Below are 19,968 nucleotides of genomic sequence, written 5' to 3'. Positions count from 1 at the left end.
AAACGATGAAGAGGCTTTTAATTATTGCCATTATAGTCCCAATACTCTTTATTTTCGCTTTGGTGACTTTTATTACAAAATATAGAGGAGAAGTAGAGGTTATAACAAGCAAAAACAGTTATGAAAAAGGACAGTTTGTGGCCTTAAAAATAATAAATAGCTCTTTAAAGAATGTTTGTTTTTCCTCCTGCAATCCTTATTTTATAGAAATGGAGATAGAAGGAGTATGGGAAAGAGCAGAATATATTCATTGCTCAAAAGAAGACATTATAGAGGTTTGTATTCCTAAAAAATCAATTAAAGCATTTGAAGCCGAGATAGATATGTTTGATCTTTTTGGGAACGGCACGTACCGCTTGGCTATTCCATATTGCAATAATTGTGCTAAAGAAGAATTATTCAGCGAAGATTCTTGGATTTATTCCAATAGCTTTGAAATCAAATAATAAAAAATTAAAGAACCAACATGAAAATTATTCTTGATAGAGAAAAGTGCATAAGTTGCGGCTCTTGCTGGTCAAATTGTCCTAGATATTTTCAAAAAGGAGATGATGAAAAAGCCCAGCTGGTCGGGAAAAAAAGAGTCAATGATAAAAAGGAAGAAGAGCTTGATATTGAAGAATTATCTTGCGCAAAAGACGCTGCTGATATGTGTCCGGTTGAAATTATCAGTATTGTTGAATAAAAAACCATTATTAACTTGAACCACAAATTAAAATCATGATTACCTTAAATGCAAAAAAGAGAGAGAAAGTAAAAAGAGACGGAGTCAGTATCCCTGCAGTTGTATACGGACCAAAAATTGAAACATCTCTTCTTGTAGCCAAAAAAGAAGATAAATTAAAGAAATAGCATTATATGTTTGATATTATCACATTCGGTTCTGCTTCAAGAGACACTTTTTTAAAAAGCAAGAATTTGAAATCTGCGACTAAAAAAACTCTCGTAACAAAAGAGGGGATTTACCTTTCTTTAGGTTCAAAGATAGACGTAGAAAATATTTATCATTTTACCGGAGGAGGAGGAACCAATTGCGCGGTTACTTTTGCAAATATGGGATTAAAAACCGCTTATTTTGGAAAAGTGGGAGAAGACGAAGCAGGAGAAGATATTCTAAAAGAATTAAAACAGCTGAAGGTTAACATTTCTTTGGTTAAAAAAACAAAGGAAAAGAAAACTAATCAGTCAATTGTTTTAAACGTCAAAGACAAAGACAGGACAATATTGGTTTACAGGGGAGCTTCTGAAATAATGGGAAAAGAAAATATTTTCTTACCGCTTGCAAAATGGCTTTATTTCGCCCCTCTTTCAGGAAAGGCCTCTTTGAAATTTAATTCTCTTGTTGATTATGGAATAAAAAAAGGAATGAAAATTGCGGCAAATCCCGGAAATTCCCAGCTTTCTTTAAAAAATATCAAAAAGATAATCAAGAAAATTGATATTTTAATATTAAATCAAGAAGAAGCTTCAATGCTTGCCAATGTTCTTTATAAAGACGAAAAAAGCGCTCTTAAAAGAATAAGTGAGTTTTACAAAGGGATAATTGTTATAACAAAAGGCCCTTTGGGATCAGTTGTTTTAAATAACTCTTTTCTTTATGAAGCAAAAACTTTAAAGTCAAAGGTATTAGACAGAACCGGAGCAGGAGACGCTTTTTCTTCAGGGTTTATTTCTGAATACATTTATTCAAAAGACATAGTAAAATCAATTCAAAGAGGAACAGCTAATGCTTCTTCAACTATCGGTTTTTGGGGAGCAAAAAACGGACTTCTTAGAAAAAACCAAAGTTTTAAAAAAATCAAAGTAAAAGTGTCAAAATTCTAAAATTAAAAATACTTATTTATGAAATCCCTTCATTCTTATTTTGAAAAAGCGAAAAAAGAAAAATTTGCCGTAGGCCAGTTTAATTTTTCAACTATTGAGCAAATGAAATCAACAATCAGGGCGGCAAAAAAAATGGAAAGCCCTGTAATATTAGGAACCTCAGAAGGGGAAGGGAAGTTTTTTGGATTAAAAGAAGCATTTGTAATGAAAGAGATTATTAATTTAGAATATAATGTTCCTGTCTTTCTTAATTTAGACCATGGAAAAAACTTTGATTTTATAAAAACAGCCGTAGATATAGGATATGATTCTGTCCATTATGACGGTTCTCTTCTTCCCTTTGATGAAAATATAAAAAGAACAAAAGAAGTGGTAAGTTATGCTAAAAAAAGAGGAGTTCTTGTTGAAGGAGAACTTGGAGTTATAAAGGATAAATCTTCTGTTTCTAAAAAAGATTTTACTTCTCTTTCTAAGGTTGAAAGATTTGTCAAAGAAACAAATGTTGATCTTTTAGCAATCTCTATTGGTAACGTTCACGGGGTATATGTCAAAATGCCATCTCTTGACCTTAATCTTCTTTCTGAAATAAGAAAAAAAACTGAGATTTTTCTTGTTTTGCACGGCGCTTCGGGATTAAAGAATGAAGATATTAAAAACTGTATAAAAAGAGGGATAGTTAAAACGAATATTAATACGGAACTTCGAAATGTGTGGAAAGAATCTTTAAAAAAAGAACTTTCTTCAAAGGAGATTAAACCCTATAAAATACTTGAAAAAACTGAAAAAGTCCTAGAAAAAAGGGTTATTGAAAAGATTAAAACACTTCACAGCTTTAAAAAAATATAGTAGAATAGAAAACGATGAAGAGGCTTTTAATTATTGCCATTATAGTCCCAATACTCTTTATTTTCGCTTTGGTGACTTTTATTACAAAATATAGAGGAGAAGTAGAGGTTATAACAAGCAAAAACAGTTATGAAAAAGGACAGTTTGTGGCCTTAAAAATAATAAATAGCTCTTTAAAGAATGTTTGTTTTTCCTCCTGCAATCCTTATTTTATAGAAATGGAGATAGAAGGAGTATGGGAAAGAGCAGAATATATTCATTGCTCAAAAGAAGACATTATAGAGGTTTGTATTCCTAAAAAATCAATTAAAGCATTTGAAGCCGAGATAGATATGTTTGATCTTTTTGGGAACGGCACGTACCGCTTGGCTATTCCATATTGCAATAATTGTGCTAAAGAAGAATTATTCAGCGAAGATTCTTGGATTTATTCCAATAGCTTTGAAATCAAATAATAAAAAATTAAAGAACCAACATGAAAATTATTCTTGATAGAGAAAAGTGCATAAGTTGCGGCTCTTGCTGGTCAAATTGTCCTAGATATTTTCAAAAAGGAGATGATGAAAAAGCCCAGCTGGTCGGGAAAAAAAGAGTCAATGATAAAAAGGAAGAAGAGCTTGATATTGAAGAATTATCTTGCGCAAAAGACGCTGCTGATATGTGTCCGGTTGAAATTATCAGTATTGTTGAATAAAAAACCATTATTAACTTGAACCACAAATTAAAATCATGATTACCTTAAATGCAAAAAAGAGAGAGAAAGTAAAAAGAGACGGAGTCAGTATCCCTGCAGTTGTATACGGACCAAAAATTGAAACATCTTCTATAGAAATTGACTTGAAAGAATTCAATGATATTTATGAAAAAGCAGGGGAAAGCACTCTTGTTTCTCTTTTGATTGATGATAAAAAACATCCGGTCTTAATCCATGAAGTAGCTTTAGATTCTTTGACAGGGGAGCCCATTCACGTGGATTTTTACCAGCCAATACTGGACAAAGAAGTTGAAGCCCAGGTACCGATAGTCTTTTTTGGAGAATCGGAAGCTGTTAAAAATCTCGGAGGAACAATTGTAAAAGGAATACAGGAAGTTGAAGTAAAAGCTCTGCCTGAAAAACTTCCTCATGAAATTAAAGTTGATGTCAGCGTTCTGACAGATTTTGAAAAAGAAATAACGATAAAAGATCTTTTTGTAGGAGAAGGAGTAAAAATACTCCGTGAGCCGGATGAAGTAGTTGCAAACGTTCAGCCGCCTCAAAAAGTTGAAGAAGAACTTGAAAAACCGGTTGAAGAAGACGTAGAATCCGTTGAGAAGATTAAAAAAGAGAAAGAAGATGAAGAAAAAGAACCTGAAAATTCATAAGATTATATTTTTCTTTTTAGCTTTTTTTGTTTTCTTTTCTTTACTTCCGTTTACAATTGCCGCTGATAAGGAAGAAGAAAGAGCCCAGCTTGAAAAAGAATTAAAAGAACTTGAAGAATTAATTCTAAAATACGATAAGGATATAACAAAGACGGAAGCGGAAAAACAAACTCTTCAGTATCAAATAAGCAATATTAGAAGAAAAATAGATCAGCTTAATCTTCAAATAAGGCAAAGCAATTTGGTTATTCAGAGTTTGGGATTAAAAATCCAGGATACAGAAAAGTCCATAATGGAGACAACTGTTAAGATAGGAGAGATGGAAGAAAAATTGATTGATATTTTGCGAATTACCGAAGAGGAAGATAAAAAATCATATATAGAGATAATTCTTCAAGGAGAAACGATTTCTGATTTTTTTGATAATATTGTTTATCTGGAAGTTTTGAATTTAAAAAATAAAGGAGTATTAAAAGATATTAAAGATTTAAAATTTAATCTAGAAGGGCATAAAATATCTTTGGATGGCGAAAAAGATTCCTTGCAAAAAACCGTTCAATTGCAGGCTCTTCAGGTGAAAGAGAGCGAAGCGGCAAGGAAAAAACAGGAAGATTTTTTGAAAATGACAGAGGCCCAGTATCAGCAATATTTAAAAGAAAAACAAGAACTAGAAAAAAAAGCGGAAGAAATAAGAAGCAAAATGCTTGAACTTGTTGGTATTCCCGATGTGGAAACACCAACCTTTGGAGAAGCGCTAGAAGTGGCTCGCTGGGTACAACAGTTAACCGGTGTAAGGCCAGCTTTTCTTCTTGCTATAATCACCCAAGAATCGGCCCTTGGAAGAAATGTCGGACAATGTTATCTCAAAGATGCATCGACAGGATCATCTGTAGGGATAAATTCCGGAAGGATTTTTTCAAATGGAATTCACCCGACAAGAGATTTGCCTCCGTTTTTGATTCTTACAAAAGAATTGGGAAGAAATTCACTTTCTACTCCGATTTCTTGTCCTGTGATTGGAATACCCGGTTATGGGGGAGCCATGGGACCTGCTCAATTTATTCCTTCAACATGGAATCTTTATAAGAGCCGGCTTACTAATATGCTTGGACGCATTGCTGATCCTTGGAAAATAAATGATTCTTTTCTTGCTTCCGGACTTCTTTTATCGGATAATCTTTCTTCTTCGTCAAACAATGAGAGAACCGCCGCGTTAAAGTATTTTGCAGGAGGAAATTGGAATAAATCAAGCTATGCTTTTTATGGAAATCAAATTGTTCAAAGAATAAATTGTCTTCAGGTTTTTATTGACCAAGGTACAATGACAGATACTTGCAGTGGCCTTATATTCATACCGTCATAAAATAAAAGAAACCGCCAATTCGCGGTTTCTTTTATTTATCTATATTATTGTTTTATTCTATAAGCTGAAGCTCTTTTTTTGTTGTTTCTATAATCTCGTCAAGATCGCCATCCATTATCCTTTGAAGGCCATGCCAGCTTTTTTTTATTCTGTGGTCAGTGAGGCGGTCTTGAGGAAAATTATACGTTTTAATTTTTTCTACTCTTTTAGCAAGACCAATTTGACTGTTTCTTTGATTTGAAACACTGCTTTGTTCTTGTTTTCTTTTTTGTTCCATTATCTTAGCTCCAAGAATAGATAGGGCGTTTTCTTTATTTTGAAGCTGATTTCTCTCTGTCTGAGAAACAACAACAACCCCTGATGGTAAATGAGTAATTCTTACAGCAGTTTCTCTTTTGTTGACATTTTGACCTCCTGCTCCCGAAGCTCTAAAGAAATCAATTTTTAAATCGTCAGTTCTTATATTAATTTTCTTCTCTTTCGGCTTGGGAAGTACGGCTACCGTTGCCGTTGACGTATGCACTCTTCCTGATTTTTCGGTTTCCGGAATTCTTTGAACTCTGTGAACTCCTCCCTCGTTTTCCATAAGAGAAAAAACATTATTTCCTTTTATTTCAAAAGTAACTTCTTTAAATCCTCCGATAGTCGTAGAGTTTGAATCGAGGACCTTATGAGACCAGTTTTTTTTAGCGCAATATTTTAGATACGCTCTAAATAGGTCTCCGGCAAACAAAGCCGCTTCATCTCCACCGGTTCCAGCCCTTATTTCAACAATAACGGAATTAAGATCGACAGAAGAATTTTCTTCCTCTAAGAAATCTTTCAATTCTTTTTCAATTTCTCTTTTCTTTTGACTTAAAGTGCCTATTTCCGCTTCCGCCAAGGTTAAAAGTTCCATATCTTCAGAAGATATTATGGCCTTATTCTCTTCAATCTGCTTTTCTATTTGAAGAATAGCTTCTTTTTTTTCTATGATATTTTCCAGCTTTTTTTTCTTTTTGGAAAGATCTTCAAATTTTTTCCAGTCAGAAATCAACTCAGGATTGCCGAGTTGATTTAAAATATCATTGTATTCCTTTCTTAAGGATTCAATTTCTGACATAGTTTCCTTTTAGGAAATAAGTTTAAAAGTAAAAAAAGCAAACAATTAAGCAAGTTTTTTGCTTTGTTTTTCTTTTTTTTGTTTTGGCTCTTTTTTCTTTTTCGGCTCTTCTTTTTTTTCAAGGCGTTTTCTAAACTTTTCCACTCGGCCCATTGTATCCATAATTTTTTCTTTGCCTGTGAAAAAGGGATGGCAAGCCGAACAAACTTCTACCTCGAGAAATTCTTTTGTGGATCCTACTGTAAAGTTATTGCCGCAAACGCAATGAACCTTCGCTTTATCAAAATATTTAGGATGTATTGTCTTTTTCATGCCCCTTTTATATCATAAAAAAAGAATAAGGACAAGAGCAATAAGCTATATTTCCTTTTTTTAAAAATAAGAGTAATTGTAAAGGAATTTAGGCAAAAACGAAAAAAGACGCTTGATTTAATCTTTTTTATATGCTACATTGTCCTAAATAAACAGAAAATATAATAAAGACAATATGAAAACAAAGATTGATCAGTTATCAGAAGCGGGGCTCTTTGTCGGACACAGGAAGTCGGCAACGCATCCAAAAATGAAGCCCTATATATCCGGAGAAAAAAATACAATTCACCTTATAGACCTTGAAAAAACGGCCGAAAAGCTTGAAGAAATGCTTGAAAAGATAAAAAAAATAAGGGAAGAAGGCAAGAACTTGCTTTTAGTTGGAACAAAAAAACAAGCAAAGGATTTGGTAAAGGAAACGGCAGATGAATGCAAAATGCCGTACGTTAATGAAAGATGGCTCGGAGGAACTATCACTAATTTTCCTATTATCAAAAAAAGAGTAGAATACTACAAAGATCTTGAAAAAAAGAAAGCAGCCGGAGAACTTGAAAAATATACCAAAAAAGAACGGCTGGAAATAGACAGGGAAATTGAACGGCTGCGCCTCAAATTTGAGGGAATTAAAAATATGGAAACTACCCCTGACGCTATTTTTGTTCTTGATATTCAAAAAGATATTACAGCCGTAAAAGAAGCAAAAATAAAAAATATCCTTATTTTTGCCATAATAGATACCGATGATAATCCTGATTTAGTAGATTGTTTTGTTCCTGCAAACAATGATGCAATTGTTTCTATAAAATATATTTTGGATAAAATAAAGGAAGTGCTCATAAAAACACCCGTTGCAGTTAAAAGCGTAAAGACAGAAAATAAAGAAATTTCTTAATTCTTTTAAAAAGATGATCGATCTTGATTTAATAAAAAAACTTAGAGAAGAAACATCCGTTTCTATTTCTAAGTGCAAGGAAGCTCTTGAAAAAGCAAACGGAGATATTAAGAAGGCAAAAGAATTTTTAAAAGGATTTGAAAAGGAAATTGCCGATAAAAAATCTTCCAGAGAAACAAACATAGGAATAGTCGAAAGCTATATACACCAAAATAAAAGAGTGGGTGTTTTGCTTGATATTCGCTGTGAGTCCGATTTTGTGGCAAAGTCCGAAGAATTTGGAAAACTTGCCCATGAAATTTGTCTTCAAATTGCGGCTTTAAATCCAAAATTTATAAAAAAAGAAGATATTCCTGAAGATATTATTGAAAGCGAGAAAAAAGCATACAATGATCAATTTTCCGATGCTAAAAAACCGGAGAAAGTAATTGAAGAGATAATTAAAGGCAAAATCCTTAAATTTAAAAAAGAAAATTCTCTTCTTGAGCAATTATGGGTTAAAGATCCTGAAAAAACCATTAAAGGATTAATAGAAGAAAAAGTAGCAAAATTCGGCGAAAATATCGCCATAAAGTCGTTTGTAAGATACGAGATATAATATGGAAAATATTTTAGGACTTTCAGGCCTTTTTGTCAGTTTTTTAGGAATACTCTTTATCGTCGGAACTAAAATTCCTATACTTGCAAAATCTGCTCCAAAAGAACGAAAAAAAAGACCTTCTTTAATATTAAAGTTAAAACCTTTTTGGGACTTGCTCTGTGAAAAAGTAGAATCCTTTTCTTTTTATGGATTTCTTCATAAGATTCTTTCTAAAATTAAGGTTTTTAATTTAAAAACGGAAAAAATAACCGATATTTGGCTTAGAAAAATAAGGCAAAGGGGAATAGAAAAAAAGAAAGAAGAAGATAAATAAATATTTTTGCCAGCGTAGCTCAGTGGCAGAGCAACTGTTTTGTAAACAGTAGGTCGTCGGTTCAAATCCGACCGCTGGCTCATAAATTGACATAATATTTTTCTTATGTTATACAATCTCTAGATCGGAAAGAGTGGCTTTCCGAAAAAACGGTTCTTTGAAAAAGGAATACTAGATGCAAGATGAACGAGTTGAAATTTTTAGAGGGCATACAGAAGAATGTCTTCAAAATTACTCTCTTCTTTTTTCTAAAAAAACACAAAAAAATTCTCTTATTGTTATAGCTGATTTTTGTTCTGTTTCGACAAGCACGGTAAAAAGATGGCTCTCTTCAGAAGGGCTTCCCGTAGGGGAGACCTTAATGAAACTGATGTGTTTTCTTGACGCTATTGGGTATAGTATTATTGAACTGGAAAGGATGCCAAAAGTCCAAAGGGGGTTTATTGAACTTATCGCCTTTGGTTTTTTTTCAGGAAAGGAGGCAGCAGATGCTATCGGATATAGCACGGCCTCTTCCCTTTACCAGGTTCTTCAAGGAAACGGAGAACCGGGAAAAGAAAAATCCCAGAAAATGTGGGAAATTTGGAAAGAAAAGAAAGAAGAACTTAATAAAAAAAAAGAGGAAAAAAGAAGGATTTTTGAGGCCGACATTAGGCCCGGTAATTTTGGAAAGGAAACATTTGAAACAGAAAATTCAAATTATAAAGAAAAAGCTACGATTAAAATAATGGAATCGCTGATTTATCTTTTGCAAGAAAACGCTTTTGAAGAGCCAGAAGACATTGGGGAGGTTACCGGAATTATTTTCCGCCTTTCGTCGCACTTAAACTCTTTAAGCGCAAGATTGACAAAAAAAATTATTGAAAATCAGAAAGGATAAGAAATGTTAGAATACCAGGCAATCGTTGAAAAAATCGTCATAAACGGACATCACGGCCCTTATGCCGTTGCCCGTTCAGAAGACCTTGGTCTTGTGACTTTTTCTTTGGATAAAAAAGTTTGGCAAGAAAAAGATTTTCCCGAACCGGGAATTTTGGTAATATTGTCCGATATCAGAAAAAAACGCGCCGGATGGCGCGCCTATAGCGGCAGGTTTTTCCAGCCCTACGACAGTATTTAGCATCAGAAACGAGGAGATAAAGCATGAGAGCAAAAGGAACTAAAATTGTTAATTTGTCTGAACTTCAGACAAATCTTTTTGTAAGAAAAGAGCTCAATCAGGAACATGTTTTGTATCTTGCAGAGCTTATTGAAAATGGGGTCGAAATGAAAGACCCTATAGAAATTGCTGAAAGTACAAACGGTGTTTGTCCCGTTGTTGACGGCAGACACCGCAAAGAAGCCTATGAGCTAAATAACCTGAAAGAAATCAAGGTCAAAGTTCTTCAATTCGAAGACGAGGCCGAAATGATCTCTTATGCCTACAGGCAAAATTCGGGCGGTTCAATGCCACCTTCTCAGGAAGACACAGAGCATACTGTTATGCTTCTTATCGAAAAAGGAGAGAAGCAAAAAAGGATTGCCGAACTGTTGGGATTACCAGTCAGTTTGGTTAGAAAATATATCAAGTGCGTGCAGTCAAAGCAGGCACGCCTTAAAATCAAAAAAGCGGTTGTTGCCGTTGCTGAAGGCGGATTAACAGTGACAAAAGCTGCTGAAAAATATAATGTCGAACCCGAAAAAGTTAAAGAAGTTCTTTTCGGAAGAAAGAAAAAACTTAAGGTAGGAATCCCCGAAATTCAGGGAAATCTTACAAAAAGCCATAAATCTTTAAGTCAAAAGAACGCTTCGCTGATGCGGAGTATTCTTGAAAAATATGAGGACGGCGATATCACTGAGTCGCAAGCCAGAGAAATATTCGTTCATATCGAGCAACTTCAGAAAAGAGCATCCAGAGCAATAGCGGATTGGAAAAAGCGTTTCGAGGCGCTTTGTCATTAAAGTTCTTTAAATAAGCCACTAAGCCCCCTGGCAAGCTTTCAGCTTTCTTACTGTAAGAAAGCGGCTTGTCAGGGTTTTTTATTACACATTTTTTCTTTTCTTAAAAACTTGACAAGAAAGATTAAATAAATATACTAAAGATAGCAGTATGAAATAGAGAATCTACATAATTCAAAAAGATTTCTCCCGAAGGTGTTTAATGCTTAAATATCTTCGGGGTTTATTTTAGAAAGTACTTTGAAAACAAAATATTAATCTTGAATAAAAGTCCCTAAATTATTTATTCAAGCATTTTAGTTTTTTAAAGTTGTTCTGACTTTATTTACATTAGGGTTTAACTTTAATGTAATTTTTTTGAGAGTTTGATCCTAGCTCAGGATGAACGCTGGCGGCGTGGATAAGGCATGCAAGTCGAACGGTTGAATATGTACTTGTATATGTTCAATAGTGGCGAACGGGTTAGTAACACGTAGATTACATACCCTATTCATGGGCATAACCCATCGAAAGATGGGCTAATTCCCAATAGTCCGATTCGTCGGTAAAGGCGAAAGCCGGAATAGGAATGGTCTGCGGCCTATCAGCTTGTTGGTGGGGTAATGGCCTACCAAGGCAATGACGGGTAGGGGATATGAGAGTATGTTCCCCAACAGAGGCACTGAGACACGGGCCTCACTCCTACGGGAGGCAGCAGTCGAGGATATTCGACAATGGGCGAAAGCCTGATCGAGCGACGCCGCGTGCTCGAAGAAGCCCTTCGGGGTGTAAAAAGCTTTTCTCCGTGAAGAACCTTTTAGGTGACGGTAGCGGAGGAATAAGGGGATCCTAATTCTGTGCCAGCAGGAGCGGTAATACAGAATCCCCGAGCGTTATCCGGATTTATTGGGCGTAAAGGGTCCGTAGGCGTTTTGTTAGGTTTTCTGTTAAATATCCAGGGCTCAACCTTGGAAATGCAGAAAAAACCGGCAAAATTGAGGACGTTAGAGGCTGATAGAACGGTCGGTGTAGGGGTGAAATCCGTTGATATCGACCGGAATACCAAAAGCGAAGGCATTCAGCTGGGGCGATCCTGACGCTGAGGGACGAAAGCGTGGGCATGGAAAAGGATTAGATACCCTTGTACTCCACGCTGTAAACGATGGACACTGGCTATTTGAAGTGTCGACCCTTCAAGTGGCGAAGCTAACGCGTTAAGTGTCCCGCCTGGGAAGTACGGCCGCAAGGCTAAAACTCAAAGGAATAGACGGGGCCTCACACAAGCGGTGGATCATGTGGCTTAATTCGTCAGTAAACGAGGAACCTTACCAGGGCTTGACAGATTAGTGAAATCCCGTAGAAACACGGGCCCTCCGCAAGGACACTAATTCAGGTGCTGCATGGTTGTCGTCAGCATGTGCTGTGAAGTGCACCCTTAAATGGGGTAACATGCGCAACCCTCACTCTATGTTTTAAATGTCATAGAGAACTGCCTGAGACAATCAGGAGGAAGGCGAGGATGACGCCAAATCAGCATGGCCTTTTGATGCCCTGGGCCGCACACATGATACAATGGAGTCTAACAATGGGCGAAGCCGCAAGGCGGAGGTAATCCCACCAAACGGCTCCTTAATTCGGATTGAGGTCTGCAACTCGACCTCATGAAGCTGGAATCGCTAGTAATCGCCAATCAGCTATGTGGCGATGAATATGTTCCTGAGGCTTGTACTCACCGCCCGTCAAACCAGGAGAGCTGATAGTACCCTAAGTCCCTCTCTTGAGGGCCCAAGGTAAGATCAGTAATAAGGGTTAAGTCGTAACAAGGCACGGGTAGGGGAACCTGTCCGTGGATCATTTCTTTTTTAGAAAAGTGTCGACCGTTGGTTGAAAACCGAGAATTCTGTTTTCAACTCTGAGGTATTGATCGAGGAACCTTCAAATTTCGATTATTTATAAGTCAGAACAACTTTTAAGAACTAAAATTAAAAAATAATTAAATAAGAAAGCTCTTTTTTAAGCATTTTCTTATTTAATTATTTCTGCCATACATAAGGGGATTTTTGGAGAAAAATTTCTTCAAAAATCTCAAGGGCCGCTTTCTTTTTGCGGCCCGCTTTTTTTTGACATTAATTATTTTTTTTGTTAGAATTTTCCTATTATGGCAGTTCCAAAAAAGATAATTAACTTTCTTCAAAAAGAAGAGATAAGGCATAAAGTTATTTCTCATAAAACCGTTTATACTTCTTTTGACAAATCGGCTACTTTGGCAGTAGACCCAAAATTAATTGCCAAAACAGTTGTTCTAAAAGGGGATAATTCTTTTTACATTGCCGTTATTCCGGGAAACAGGAATTTAGAAAAAGAAAAATTTAAAAAAACGCTTAATTTAACAAGAAAGAAAAATAAAGAGAAGCTTGTTAAAAAAATAGATTTTGCAACTGAAAGATGGATAAATAACAATTTTAAAGGAGTGAAAATAGGAGCAATTCCTCCTTTTGGAAAATTATTTAAATATCCTCTTTTTTTAGACAAATCTTTGTCAAAAAACAAAGAAATATATCTTTCATCCGGTAATTACAATGATTCGATAATAATTACTCCGGCTTTTTTCAAAAAAACCGCAAATGATATTTTTGAAGGAAATTTTTCTGCAGTAAAAAAGAAAAAGAAAAAATCAGTTAAAAAAAAGAAGAAGAAATAGAAATTTGGGCGACTAGTTCAGCGGTAGAACGCTTCTCTGATAAAGAAGAGGTGGAAGGTTCGACTCCTTCGTCGCCCACCAAACAGGATTTTGCAAATTTTCGGAAGCGGAAAAAGAGGTTTGCTCGCCGCGCCTCGCGGCGCGGCTCGCAAGAAATGAAGCCGTAAAATCAAACAGCGGGACGAAATCAAAAGAAACGATTTTTTCGGAAATGAGGCGGTTCGTTCCAATTTTTCTCACCAAGTCCGAAATTTCTGCAAGAAATTTCGGTGAAGCGATTTTTCCCGCTTGAATCAAGGTATTTACGAAGTTTCTGGTTGGTTCGATCCAGCCGCTCATTCGCTTTTGTCCAAGAGTATTTTTTTCACCTTTCAGGGTGATTTTTTGTTGAACAAGCTCCTCCTTTTTATGCTTGTAGGTCTCCTCGTCAATAAGATTATCTAAATAACCTTCAAGCAGTTTATCGAGCTTGTCCTGAACAACAATTATTTTCTGATTTATCTCTTGGACAAAAGCGTCTACTGATTGGGCTTCCAATTCTTCGTTTTTATCCAAATACTCCAACATTTCTTTGGCCCAATCAGTGGGCAAAGCAATTGTTTGCGATTTTTCAAAAAGTTGCCGCGCAAGGTCCTGCTCTTGGACGTACTTGGCGGCGCAATTTCCTTGTTTTTTTGTACATCTATAATAGCGGTAAAGTCCGCCATTTCCTTTTGCGTATTGCGCTGTGAACATTGCGCCACAAGAACAGCGGAATAATCCGCAAAATGGAAAATTATGCTTTTGTCTTGTCTTGCGCGGCTTGCCTCTTTCTTTCAAAACTTCCTGCACTTTCGCAAACAATTGCTTTGTGATGAGCGGCTGGTACGAACCCTCAAACGGCTCGTCTTTCCAACGCATAACGCCGATATACAATTCATTCGTTAAAAGATTGAAGATTGAGGAATTAGAACGTGGCTTGCCGTTTGAGCTTCTTATGCCAAACTCGGCGAGGCGATGAGAAATGGAAGCGAGGCCATATTTTCCAGTCGCAAACTCCTCAAAAGTCTTTTTTACAATTTTTGCTTCTTTCGGCTCTGGTACAATGTTGCGTAATCTATGGTCATACACATATCCCAGTGGTTTTTGGCCGGGCCATTCGCCTCGCCGCAGTTTGGCTTTATTCCCTCGCCGAACATTCTCGGACAGATTGTCCACATAATACTTCGCGTTTGATAAAGCAATTGAAAGAAAAAATTTGCCGCTTGGGGTATTTTCAAACGCGAAAGTCGGAAATTTCAACCCCGCAAGTTTTCCGGTATCAAGCAAATAAATGAGCCGCCCGCCGTCAACGGAATTTCTGGACAATCTGTCCGGAGCCCACGCCAAAATACCAATTGAGTGAGGAAGACCGCCATCAATTTTGCCGAGCATTTCGTTAAAAACTTCTCTGCCCGGAACTTTGGCAGTTTTCTTTTCAATAAAAGTTTCAATGATTTCCAAATGTTCGCGCTCGGCAAATTCTTTTGCTTCGTGCAGTTGCGCTTCCAAACTTAAAACTTGGCGGTCTTCCTCATCGGTGCTTTTGCGAATGTAAAGAAAAAATTTTATTGGTTGTTGTGTTGTGTTCATAGTATTTTGGCGTTAGTTAATAATAATGTTCGGCGAGGGATTTGAAAAATCGCCTCAATTCCGCCGCAGGCGGAATACTTGGTGAAAAATTGGAAATGAAAATTTTTGAATCCTCATATTTTCAAAAGTTTTCATACAAAATTTCATTTTGACGAACCGCCTCATTTCCGAAAAAATCGTTTCTTTTGATTTCGTCCCGCTGTTTGATTTTACGGCTTCATTTCTTGCGAGCCGCGCCGCGAGGCGCGGCGAGCAAACCTCTTTTTCCGCTTCCGAAAATTTGCAAAATCCTGTTTGGTGGGCTATACTTGAAAATGCGCGAACCTTTTTTGAGCGAAACGCCTGCGGCGTTTCGCAAAATCCCAAACCGCTCGGGCGGGGCGGGAAGGAAAGGGGTTGAAGGGGAAAGGAATTCCCGCCCCGCCCTCGCTTTCCGAAAAAATTTCGCGGCGAATTAAAGGAAAAAATTTTCATTTTGATTTATTGCAGAAATTCTATCTATCTAATTTCTATTTTCATTTTATGATAAAAGGTATTGACAAAAATCAAAAAATAGATAATAATCATAACATCAGAAATGATGGTCCTTTGACAACCAACGAGCATCAATTAACCAATAAGGAGACTACCGTGAAGACTATCTGTAAGAGGAGCGAGGACTACTCGCAGTGGTACCAAGACGTTATCGCAAACGCTGATCTGGCCGAACATTCGGTCGTCCGCGGTTGCATGGTGATCAAGCCCTATGGCTATGCCATTTGGGAACGAATTGTAGCCGTAATTGACTCAATGCTCAAGAGCAGGGGGGTTAAGAACGCCTATTTCCCCATTTTTATTCCCCAGAGTTTTCTGGAGAGGGAAAAGAAGCACATAAAGGGATTTTCTCCCGAGCTGGCTGTGGTGACGCACGGCGGAGGCAAGGAACTCGAAGAGCCCCTAGTTGTCCGTCCGACATCTGAAACGATCATTTACGAATCGTTCTCCAGGTGGATTCAGTCCTATCGCGATCTGCCCTTCATGATCAATCAGTGGGCGAACGTCGTGAGGTGGGAAATGCGTCCCAGGTTGTTTTTGAGGACAAGCGAATTCTTGTGGCAGGAAGGCCACACCGCGCATGCCTCCCTTGAGGAGGCCGAAGAATACGCACTTATGATCCTCAACGAGGTGTACGCGAAATTCGCCGAAGAATATCTGGCTATGCCCGTATACACGGGACAGAAGTCAGAAGGCGAGAAGTTCGCCGGAGCCTTACGAACCTTCTGCATCGAGGCTTTGATGCAGGACGGAAAATCTTTGCAGGCCGGCACTTCCCACAATTTGTCTGACAACTTTTCCAAGTCTTTCAATGTCACTTTTCTCGATAAAAACGGACAAAGGAAAAACGTTTTTCAGACGAGTTGGGGAGTTAGCACAAGACTGGTAGGCGGGCTGATCATGACTCACAGCGACGACAAGGGATTGGTTTTACCGCCCGAGGTCGCTCCTGTGCAAGTTGTGATCGTTCCTATTGCCAAGTCGGGCGACGAGGCGATCATTTTGAAGGCTCAATCTATTGCCAAACAATTGGTTGGACTTTCGGTTGAAGTCGACTCTCGGGAAGCCCTGAGGCCTGGAGAGAAGTTCTACGAGTGGGAAAAGAAGGGTGTGCCTGTCAGAATCGAAATTGGTCCAAAGGATTTGGAGAAGGGTAGCGTAATCCTTGTACGTCGCGATAACGGCGTCAAGGAATCGTGCCCGATCGACCAAGTTTCAAAACGGATCGCCGAGATTTTGCAGGACATTCAGTCAAACCTCTTCGCAGCCGCACTGAAACGCCGGGATGAGACCAATAAGACTGCTGATTCCTGGCAGGAATTTGAGGAAGCTCTCAAGCAGGGAGGATATGTATTCTCTTATTTCTGCGGAGAAGAGAGCTGTGAGGCTGGGATCAAGGCTAAGACAAAAGCAGTAAGCCGATTTTTGCCCATGAATGCAGAAGAGGAAGAAGGAGATCACTACTGCATTCATTGTGGCAAGAAGACTCTTCACAAGAAACGCTGGGCATTTGCTCTGGCCTACTAGGATAGAAAGGAGGTTAACGTGTTTGAATCAGTAAGACTTGAACTCACCGGTCGATGCGACATGAAGTGTCTTTATTGCCACGCAGGCGAGAAGAACACGGCTTGCTACAACCGCGACGAGTTACCTCACAGCAGGTGGCTTGAAATCGTGGCCGAGTGCAAGCGTTTAGGAGTGAAGAACTTCATTCTCACGGGTGGGGAGCCATTCCTCTACCGGCAATGGCCGGAAGTAGTTTTGGCGTGCGGGGAAGATGCACGTGTGGTCTTTTCCACTAACGGTAAGCATTTTACCGACGCCAACTTCGCAGTCCTTGAAGGACTTCCTCAGGTTAAGGAGTTTCGGACCAGCATTGACGGGCTGGCCACCAATGATATCATAAGAGATGGGAGCAGCTACCTGGAGTCCTTAGAAAACATCAGGAAGCTGAAGCGGAAATTTCCGGACAGGAAAGTGATGGTCCAGACAGTGGTCTATCAACAAAACCTGGCCGAGGTACCCGCCCTCTACCAAGCTCTTAAGGATATCGGCATCTACTGTTGGCGTTTGAGCCAGCTTTGGAAGACAGTGAGAACCGAAAGGAATCGGAACATCCTCGACTTCTCTGATTACGAAAAGATGTTTGACTTCTTTGCTGAAGTGATTAAAACGCATCAGCAGGATGGCAAACCTTTTCTTCTCAGGATCGACAACGTCTACTACTCATGGATTGAGAAGGAGGATTACGCTCCGATGGATTTGTGCGGGCATCCTTGCTCATACAACTTCAACTTTCTGTGCATCAACGCGAACGGAGACCTGATCTTCTGTCCGGCCCTGAACCTGCCTTACGCCTCGGTCAAAAGCCGAAGCATTGAGGATTCTGTGAATGGGTCTGACTGGTTGCGGGACTACAAAGCTATGACAGTCCAATCGTTGGGCTGTAGAAGCTGCCGCTACATCAGGATTTGCGGGGGCGGATGCAGAGCAGACGCTCTGCGCTGGCTCGGAAAGATCCCGACGATAGATCCCAACTCCTGTTGCATGATGCCGCGAATCGAAGCGAAGATACTTCCTTTACTGGGCGACGGAGAGCGGAGAGCATTCGAAGTTCTCATCGACCATGACGGATGTTTTCCTCAGATTCACGGGGAGAACATAGAGCAGGCAGTTTGTTCTTTCTCAAAGAAAGGAGGGTAGCACCATGGTGCTCAAGAACAAGCAGCCTAGCTAGCCATCAACGATGCTAGCAGGCCTGCAGGCCAAGCAAGACTCAATGTTTTGCTTGGCCCTTTTATTTCTTCGTAGAAAAATTTACCCTACACCTTACTATGGCTGGGGAAGAGGTCATTTCATGGTCTTAAATTTTTCCTTAATTCAGAAAATTTTCCATTGAAAAATTTTCTGAAATGAGTTATGATTAACTCATTAAAGGATTTTGAATTTTTAAAGAACGCCGCGAAATTTTTTCGGAAAGCGAGGGCGGGGCGGGAATTCCTTTCCCCTTCAACCCCTTTCCTTCCCGCCCCGCCCGAGCGGTTTGGGATTTTGCGAAACGCCGCAGGCGTTTCGCTCAAAAAAGGTTCGCGCATTTTCAAGTATAGCCCACCAAGATAAAGCATTTTAGGGCCTTTAGCTCATTTGGTAGAGCGCCTCATTTGCAATGAGGAGGTGGGGAGTTCGAACCTCCCAAGGTCCACCAAAGTTGATTAGTTGCCTCGCTCGGCGCTTCGCGCCTCGCTTCGGCGGGCATTTCCGCAAGGAAATGCCAAGGGTTTTTGAAATCAATCGCCAATTTTCCCGCCGCAAGGCGGCGGTTCGAGCCGATGGTTTTAAGAAAATTTTTCATCTCCGAAAAATTTTCTTGCAAAACGAGATTTTTGGCTTGGTTGGCTTCCAAAATCCAGTTTCTTGTGAGTTCGAGCCAATGATTTCCTTTTCGCTCAAAATTGGATAATTGTTCCTCAATTGTTTTCTTTTCGTCCATCAGTTTATTTTTTCTCTCTTGATACTCGGCAAGCTCAAAAGAGCCGGCAAGATAGCCGTCCATAAGCCGGTCTATTTTTGTTTTAATGGCGGAAAGTTCAGTTTTGAGATTTTGAGCGAAAAGGTCTGATGTTTGGCGGTTTTCTTTTTCCCATTCGCTAACTTTGGCAAGATATTTTTCCCGCCAAACATCGGGCAAAGAAACTTTTTGACAATTTTCTTTTACTTGCTCGGTTAAAACTTCTTCCCGCAAAAAGCGAGTTTGTGAACAATTTTGCGTTTTGCTTTTGTGGGTGCAACGATAATACACAAACTTTAGCCCGCTTTTCTTGATGTGGCGTTCGGCGGTTATTGCATATCCACACTCGCCGCAAACCGCAAAATTGAGAAATTGAAAATTCTTTGGTCCTCGCTTTTTGCGGGGCTTGCCGTTCAAAATTAACGCTTCTTGTATTTGGTCAAAAAGTTTCTTTGAAATCATTGGCTTGTGCGATCCTTGATGAATTTCGCCGCGATAACGGAAATGTCCGTAATAGAATGGATTGGTTAAAATTTTCTGGATTGTGGAAAGGTGAGGCGGTTTTCCGTCTTTGCCAACCAAGCCAAGAGAAAACATTTTGCTTTAAATTGCTGTTAGCGTGTAGTTTCCGGTGGCAAAAGTCCGCAAAACTTCCTTCACTTTGTTAAAAGTTTTTCTGTCAGGTTCAATGGTGCGAAGTCGTGGCTCGTTGAAATATCCGAGCGGGGCTTTTGCCGAAAGTTCGCCACGCCTGATTTTTTGCCTAATTCCTCGCAAAATGTTTTCTCTCAAATTGTCGGTGTAATACTTCGCTTGTCCGAAAGCGACACTCAACATAAATTTTCCTTGCGGTGTCGCTTCAAACCAGAATGTTGGGAATTTTAGCGAAGTGATTTTTCCAGTATCTACGAGATAAATCACTCGTCCGCCGTCTATGGAATTTCTGGCCAACCTGTCTGACATTCTATGTTAAACTGAAGATGTCACGCAGCTTTGCGCGCCGTGACTTATGGCATCCTGCTCCCTAATTCCCTTTAAGAAAAGAGGGATTAAGTGGCTTTGGTCTGACTGTCCGGCGCGCA

21 protein-coding genes, 3 tRNA genes and 1 rRNA gene are annotated in these 19,968 nt (G+C 38.8%); 22 read left to right on the top strand and 3 right to left on the bottom strand.

The features are described 5' to 3' along the window. Nucleotides 1-5: 5 nt before the first annotated feature. From PHH50_00920 to PHH50_00880, 9 genes are read left to right on the top strand one after another with little or no spacing between them, the layout of a single operon-like run. Nucleotides 6-446 carry a hypothetical protein gene (locus PHH50_00920; protein MDD3728870.1) on the top strand — a complete coding sequence of 147 codons (441 nt, stop codon included), beginning with the start codon at nucleotides 6-8 and terminating at the stop codon, nucleotides 444-446. A gap of 20 nt (nucleotides 447-466) precedes the next feature. Further along, the gene (locus PHH50_00915; GenBank protein MDD3728869.1) at nucleotides 467-685 is read left to right on the top strand and encodes a ferredoxin; all 219 of its coding nucleotides are present in this window, start codon (nucleotides 467-469) and stop codon (nucleotides 683-685) included. 35 nt (nucleotides 686-720) lie between these two features. Further along, nucleotides 721-852: a hypothetical protein gene (locus PHH50_00910; GenBank protein ID MDD3728868.1), complete on the top strand. Its 132-nt coding sequence runs from the start codon at nucleotides 721-723 to the stop codon at nucleotides 850-852. 6 nt (nucleotides 853-858) lie between these two features. Next, complete coding sequence (locus PHH50_00905) at nucleotides 859-1,824, top strand: carbohydrate kinase family protein (GenBank protein ID MDD3728867.1); 966 nt, start codon at nucleotides 859-861, stop codon at nucleotides 1,822-1,824. Nucleotides 1,825-1,842: 18 nt separating this feature from the next. Next, nucleotides 1,843-2,670 (top strand): class II fructose-bisphosphate aldolase, encoded by an 828-nt coding sequence (locus PHH50_00900; GenBank protein MDD3728866.1) that lies wholly within the window; start codon nucleotides 1,843-1,845, stop codon nucleotides 2,668-2,670. A 14-nt stretch (nucleotides 2,671-2,684) separates the two neighbouring features. Further along, complete coding sequence (locus tag PHH50_00895; protein MDD3728865.1) at nucleotides 2,685-3,125, top strand: hypothetical protein; 441 nt, start codon at nucleotides 2,685-2,687, stop codon at nucleotides 3,123-3,125. A 20-nt stretch (nucleotides 3,126-3,145) separates the two neighbouring features. Next, nucleotides 3,146-3,364, top strand: coding sequence for a ferredoxin (locus tag PHH50_00890; GenBank protein ID MDD3728864.1), 219 nt, complete (start codon nucleotides 3,146-3,148; stop codon nucleotides 3,362-3,364). Nucleotides 3,365-3,399: 35 nt separating this feature from the next. Next, the gene (locus PHH50_00885; GenBank protein ID MDD3728863.1) at nucleotides 3,400-4,032 is read left to right on the top strand and encodes a 50S ribosomal protein L25; all 633 of its coding nucleotides are present in this window, start codon (nucleotides 3,400-3,402) and stop codon (nucleotides 4,030-4,032) included. Continuing rightward, nucleotides 4,004-5,395 carry a hypothetical protein gene (locus PHH50_00880; GenBank protein MDD3728862.1) on the top strand — a complete coding sequence of 464 codons (1,392 nt, stop codon included), beginning with the start codon at nucleotides 4,004-4,006 and terminating at the stop codon, nucleotides 5,393-5,395. The genes PHH50_00885 and PHH50_00880 overlap by 29 nt, the downstream gene beginning before the upstream one ends. A gap of 52 nt (nucleotides 5,396-5,447) precedes the next feature. Here PHH50_00880 and prfA read toward each other — a convergent pair whose 3' ends face one another. Both prfA and rpmE read right to left on the bottom strand, forming a co-directional pair. After that, entirely contained in the window at nucleotides 5,448-6,497 is a 1,050-nt protein-coding gene (gene prfA, locus PHH50_00875) for a peptide chain release factor 1 (protein MDD3728861.1), read from the bottom strand. A 45-nt stretch (nucleotides 6,498-6,542) separates the two neighbouring features. Continuing rightward, nucleotides 6,543-6,809: a 50S ribosomal protein L31 gene (rpmE, locus tag PHH50_00870; GenBank protein ID MDD3728860.1), complete on the bottom strand. Its 267-nt coding sequence runs from the start codon at nucleotides 6,807-6,809 to the stop codon at nucleotides 6,543-6,545. A gap of 175 nt (nucleotides 6,810-6,984) precedes the next feature. On the opposite strand from rpmE, the gene rpsB reads away from it, so the two are divergent. The 13 genes from rpsB (at nucleotide 6,985) to PHH50_00805 (ending at nucleotide 18,583) form a co-directional block, all read left to right on the top strand. Next, nucleotides 6,985-7,701, top strand: coding sequence for a 30S ribosomal protein S2 (gene rpsB / locus PHH50_00865; GenBank protein ID MDD3728859.1), 717 nt, complete (start codon nucleotides 6,985-6,987; stop codon nucleotides 7,699-7,701). Nucleotides 7,702-7,714: 13 nt separating this feature from the next. Next, nucleotides 7,715-8,299, top strand: coding sequence for an elongation factor Ts (gene tsf, locus PHH50_00860; GenBank protein ID MDD3728858.1), 585 nt, complete (start codon nucleotides 7,715-7,717; stop codon nucleotides 8,297-8,299). A gap of 1 nt (nucleotide 8,300) precedes the next feature. Beyond that, a complete protein-coding gene (locus tag PHH50_00855; protein MDD3728857.1) occupies nucleotides 8,301-8,615 on the top strand; it encodes a hypothetical protein in 315 nt (104 codons plus the stop codon). Between the two features lie 8 nt (nucleotides 8,616-8,623). Next, nucleotides 8,624-8,695: transfer RNA gene (locus PHH50_00850), tRNA-Thr, on the top strand. Nucleotides 8,696-8,790: 95 nt separating this feature from the next. After that, a complete protein-coding gene (locus tag PHH50_00845; GenBank protein ID MDD3728856.1) occupies nucleotides 8,791-9,495 on the top strand; it encodes a hypothetical protein in 705 nt (234 codons plus the stop codon). A 3-nt stretch (nucleotides 9,496-9,498) separates the two neighbouring features. Then, nucleotides 9,499-9,735, top strand: coding sequence for a hypothetical protein (locus tag PHH50_00840; protein MDD3728855.1), 237 nt, complete (start codon nucleotides 9,499-9,501; stop codon nucleotides 9,733-9,735). Between the two features lie 23 nt (nucleotides 9,736-9,758). Next, entirely contained in the window at nucleotides 9,759-10,556 is a 798-nt protein-coding gene (locus PHH50_00835; GenBank protein MDD3728854.1) for a ParB N-terminal domain-containing protein, read from the top strand. A 350-nt stretch (nucleotides 10,557-10,906) separates the two neighbouring features. Further along, a 16S ribosomal RNA gene (locus PHH50_00830) occupies nucleotides 10,907-12,394 on the top strand. A 296-nt stretch (nucleotides 12,395-12,690) separates the two neighbouring features. Then, on the top strand, nucleotides 12,691-13,233 hold the full coding sequence (locus PHH50_00825) for a YbaK/EbsC family protein (protein ID MDD3728853.1): 543 nt from the start codon (nucleotides 12,691-12,693) through the stop codon (nucleotides 13,231-13,233). A 6-nt stretch (nucleotides 13,234-13,239) separates the two neighbouring features. After that, nucleotides 13,240-13,314: transfer RNA gene (locus tag PHH50_00820), tRNA-Ile, on the top strand. A 2,052-nt stretch (nucleotides 13,315-15,366) separates the two neighbouring features. Further along, nucleotides 15,367-16,905 carry a proline--tRNA ligase gene (gene proS, locus PHH50_00815; GenBank protein ID MDD3728852.1) on the top strand — a complete coding sequence of 513 codons (1,539 nt, stop codon included), beginning with the start codon at nucleotides 15,367-15,369 and terminating at the stop codon, nucleotides 16,903-16,905. A gap of 18 nt (nucleotides 16,906-16,923) precedes the next feature. After that, a complete protein-coding gene (locus PHH50_00810; GenBank protein MDD3728851.1) occupies nucleotides 16,924-18,081 on the top strand; it encodes a radical SAM protein in 1,158 nt (385 codons plus the stop codon). Nucleotides 18,082-18,507: 426 nt separating this feature from the next. Then, nucleotides 18,508-18,583 (top strand) — tRNA-Ala (locus tag PHH50_00805). A 906-nt stretch (nucleotides 18,584-19,489) separates the two neighbouring features. Here the strand turns inward: PHH50_00805 and PHH50_00800 are convergent. Further along, complete coding sequence (locus tag PHH50_00800; GenBank protein MDD3728850.1) at nucleotides 19,490-19,849, bottom strand: recombinase family protein; 360 nt, start codon at nucleotides 19,847-19,849, stop codon at nucleotides 19,490-19,492. Nucleotides 19,850-19,968 lie beyond the last annotated feature (119 nt).

The sequence above is a fragment of the Candidatus Paceibacterota bacterium genome (assembly GCA_028697015.1).
Taxonomy (GTDB): Bacteria; Patescibacteriota; Minisyncoccia; order Minisyncoccales; family GWA2-38-27; genus JAQVFW01.
The sequence above is the reverse complement of the archived record's forward strand: the minus strand, read 5'-3'. Positions and strand labels throughout refer to the sequence as shown.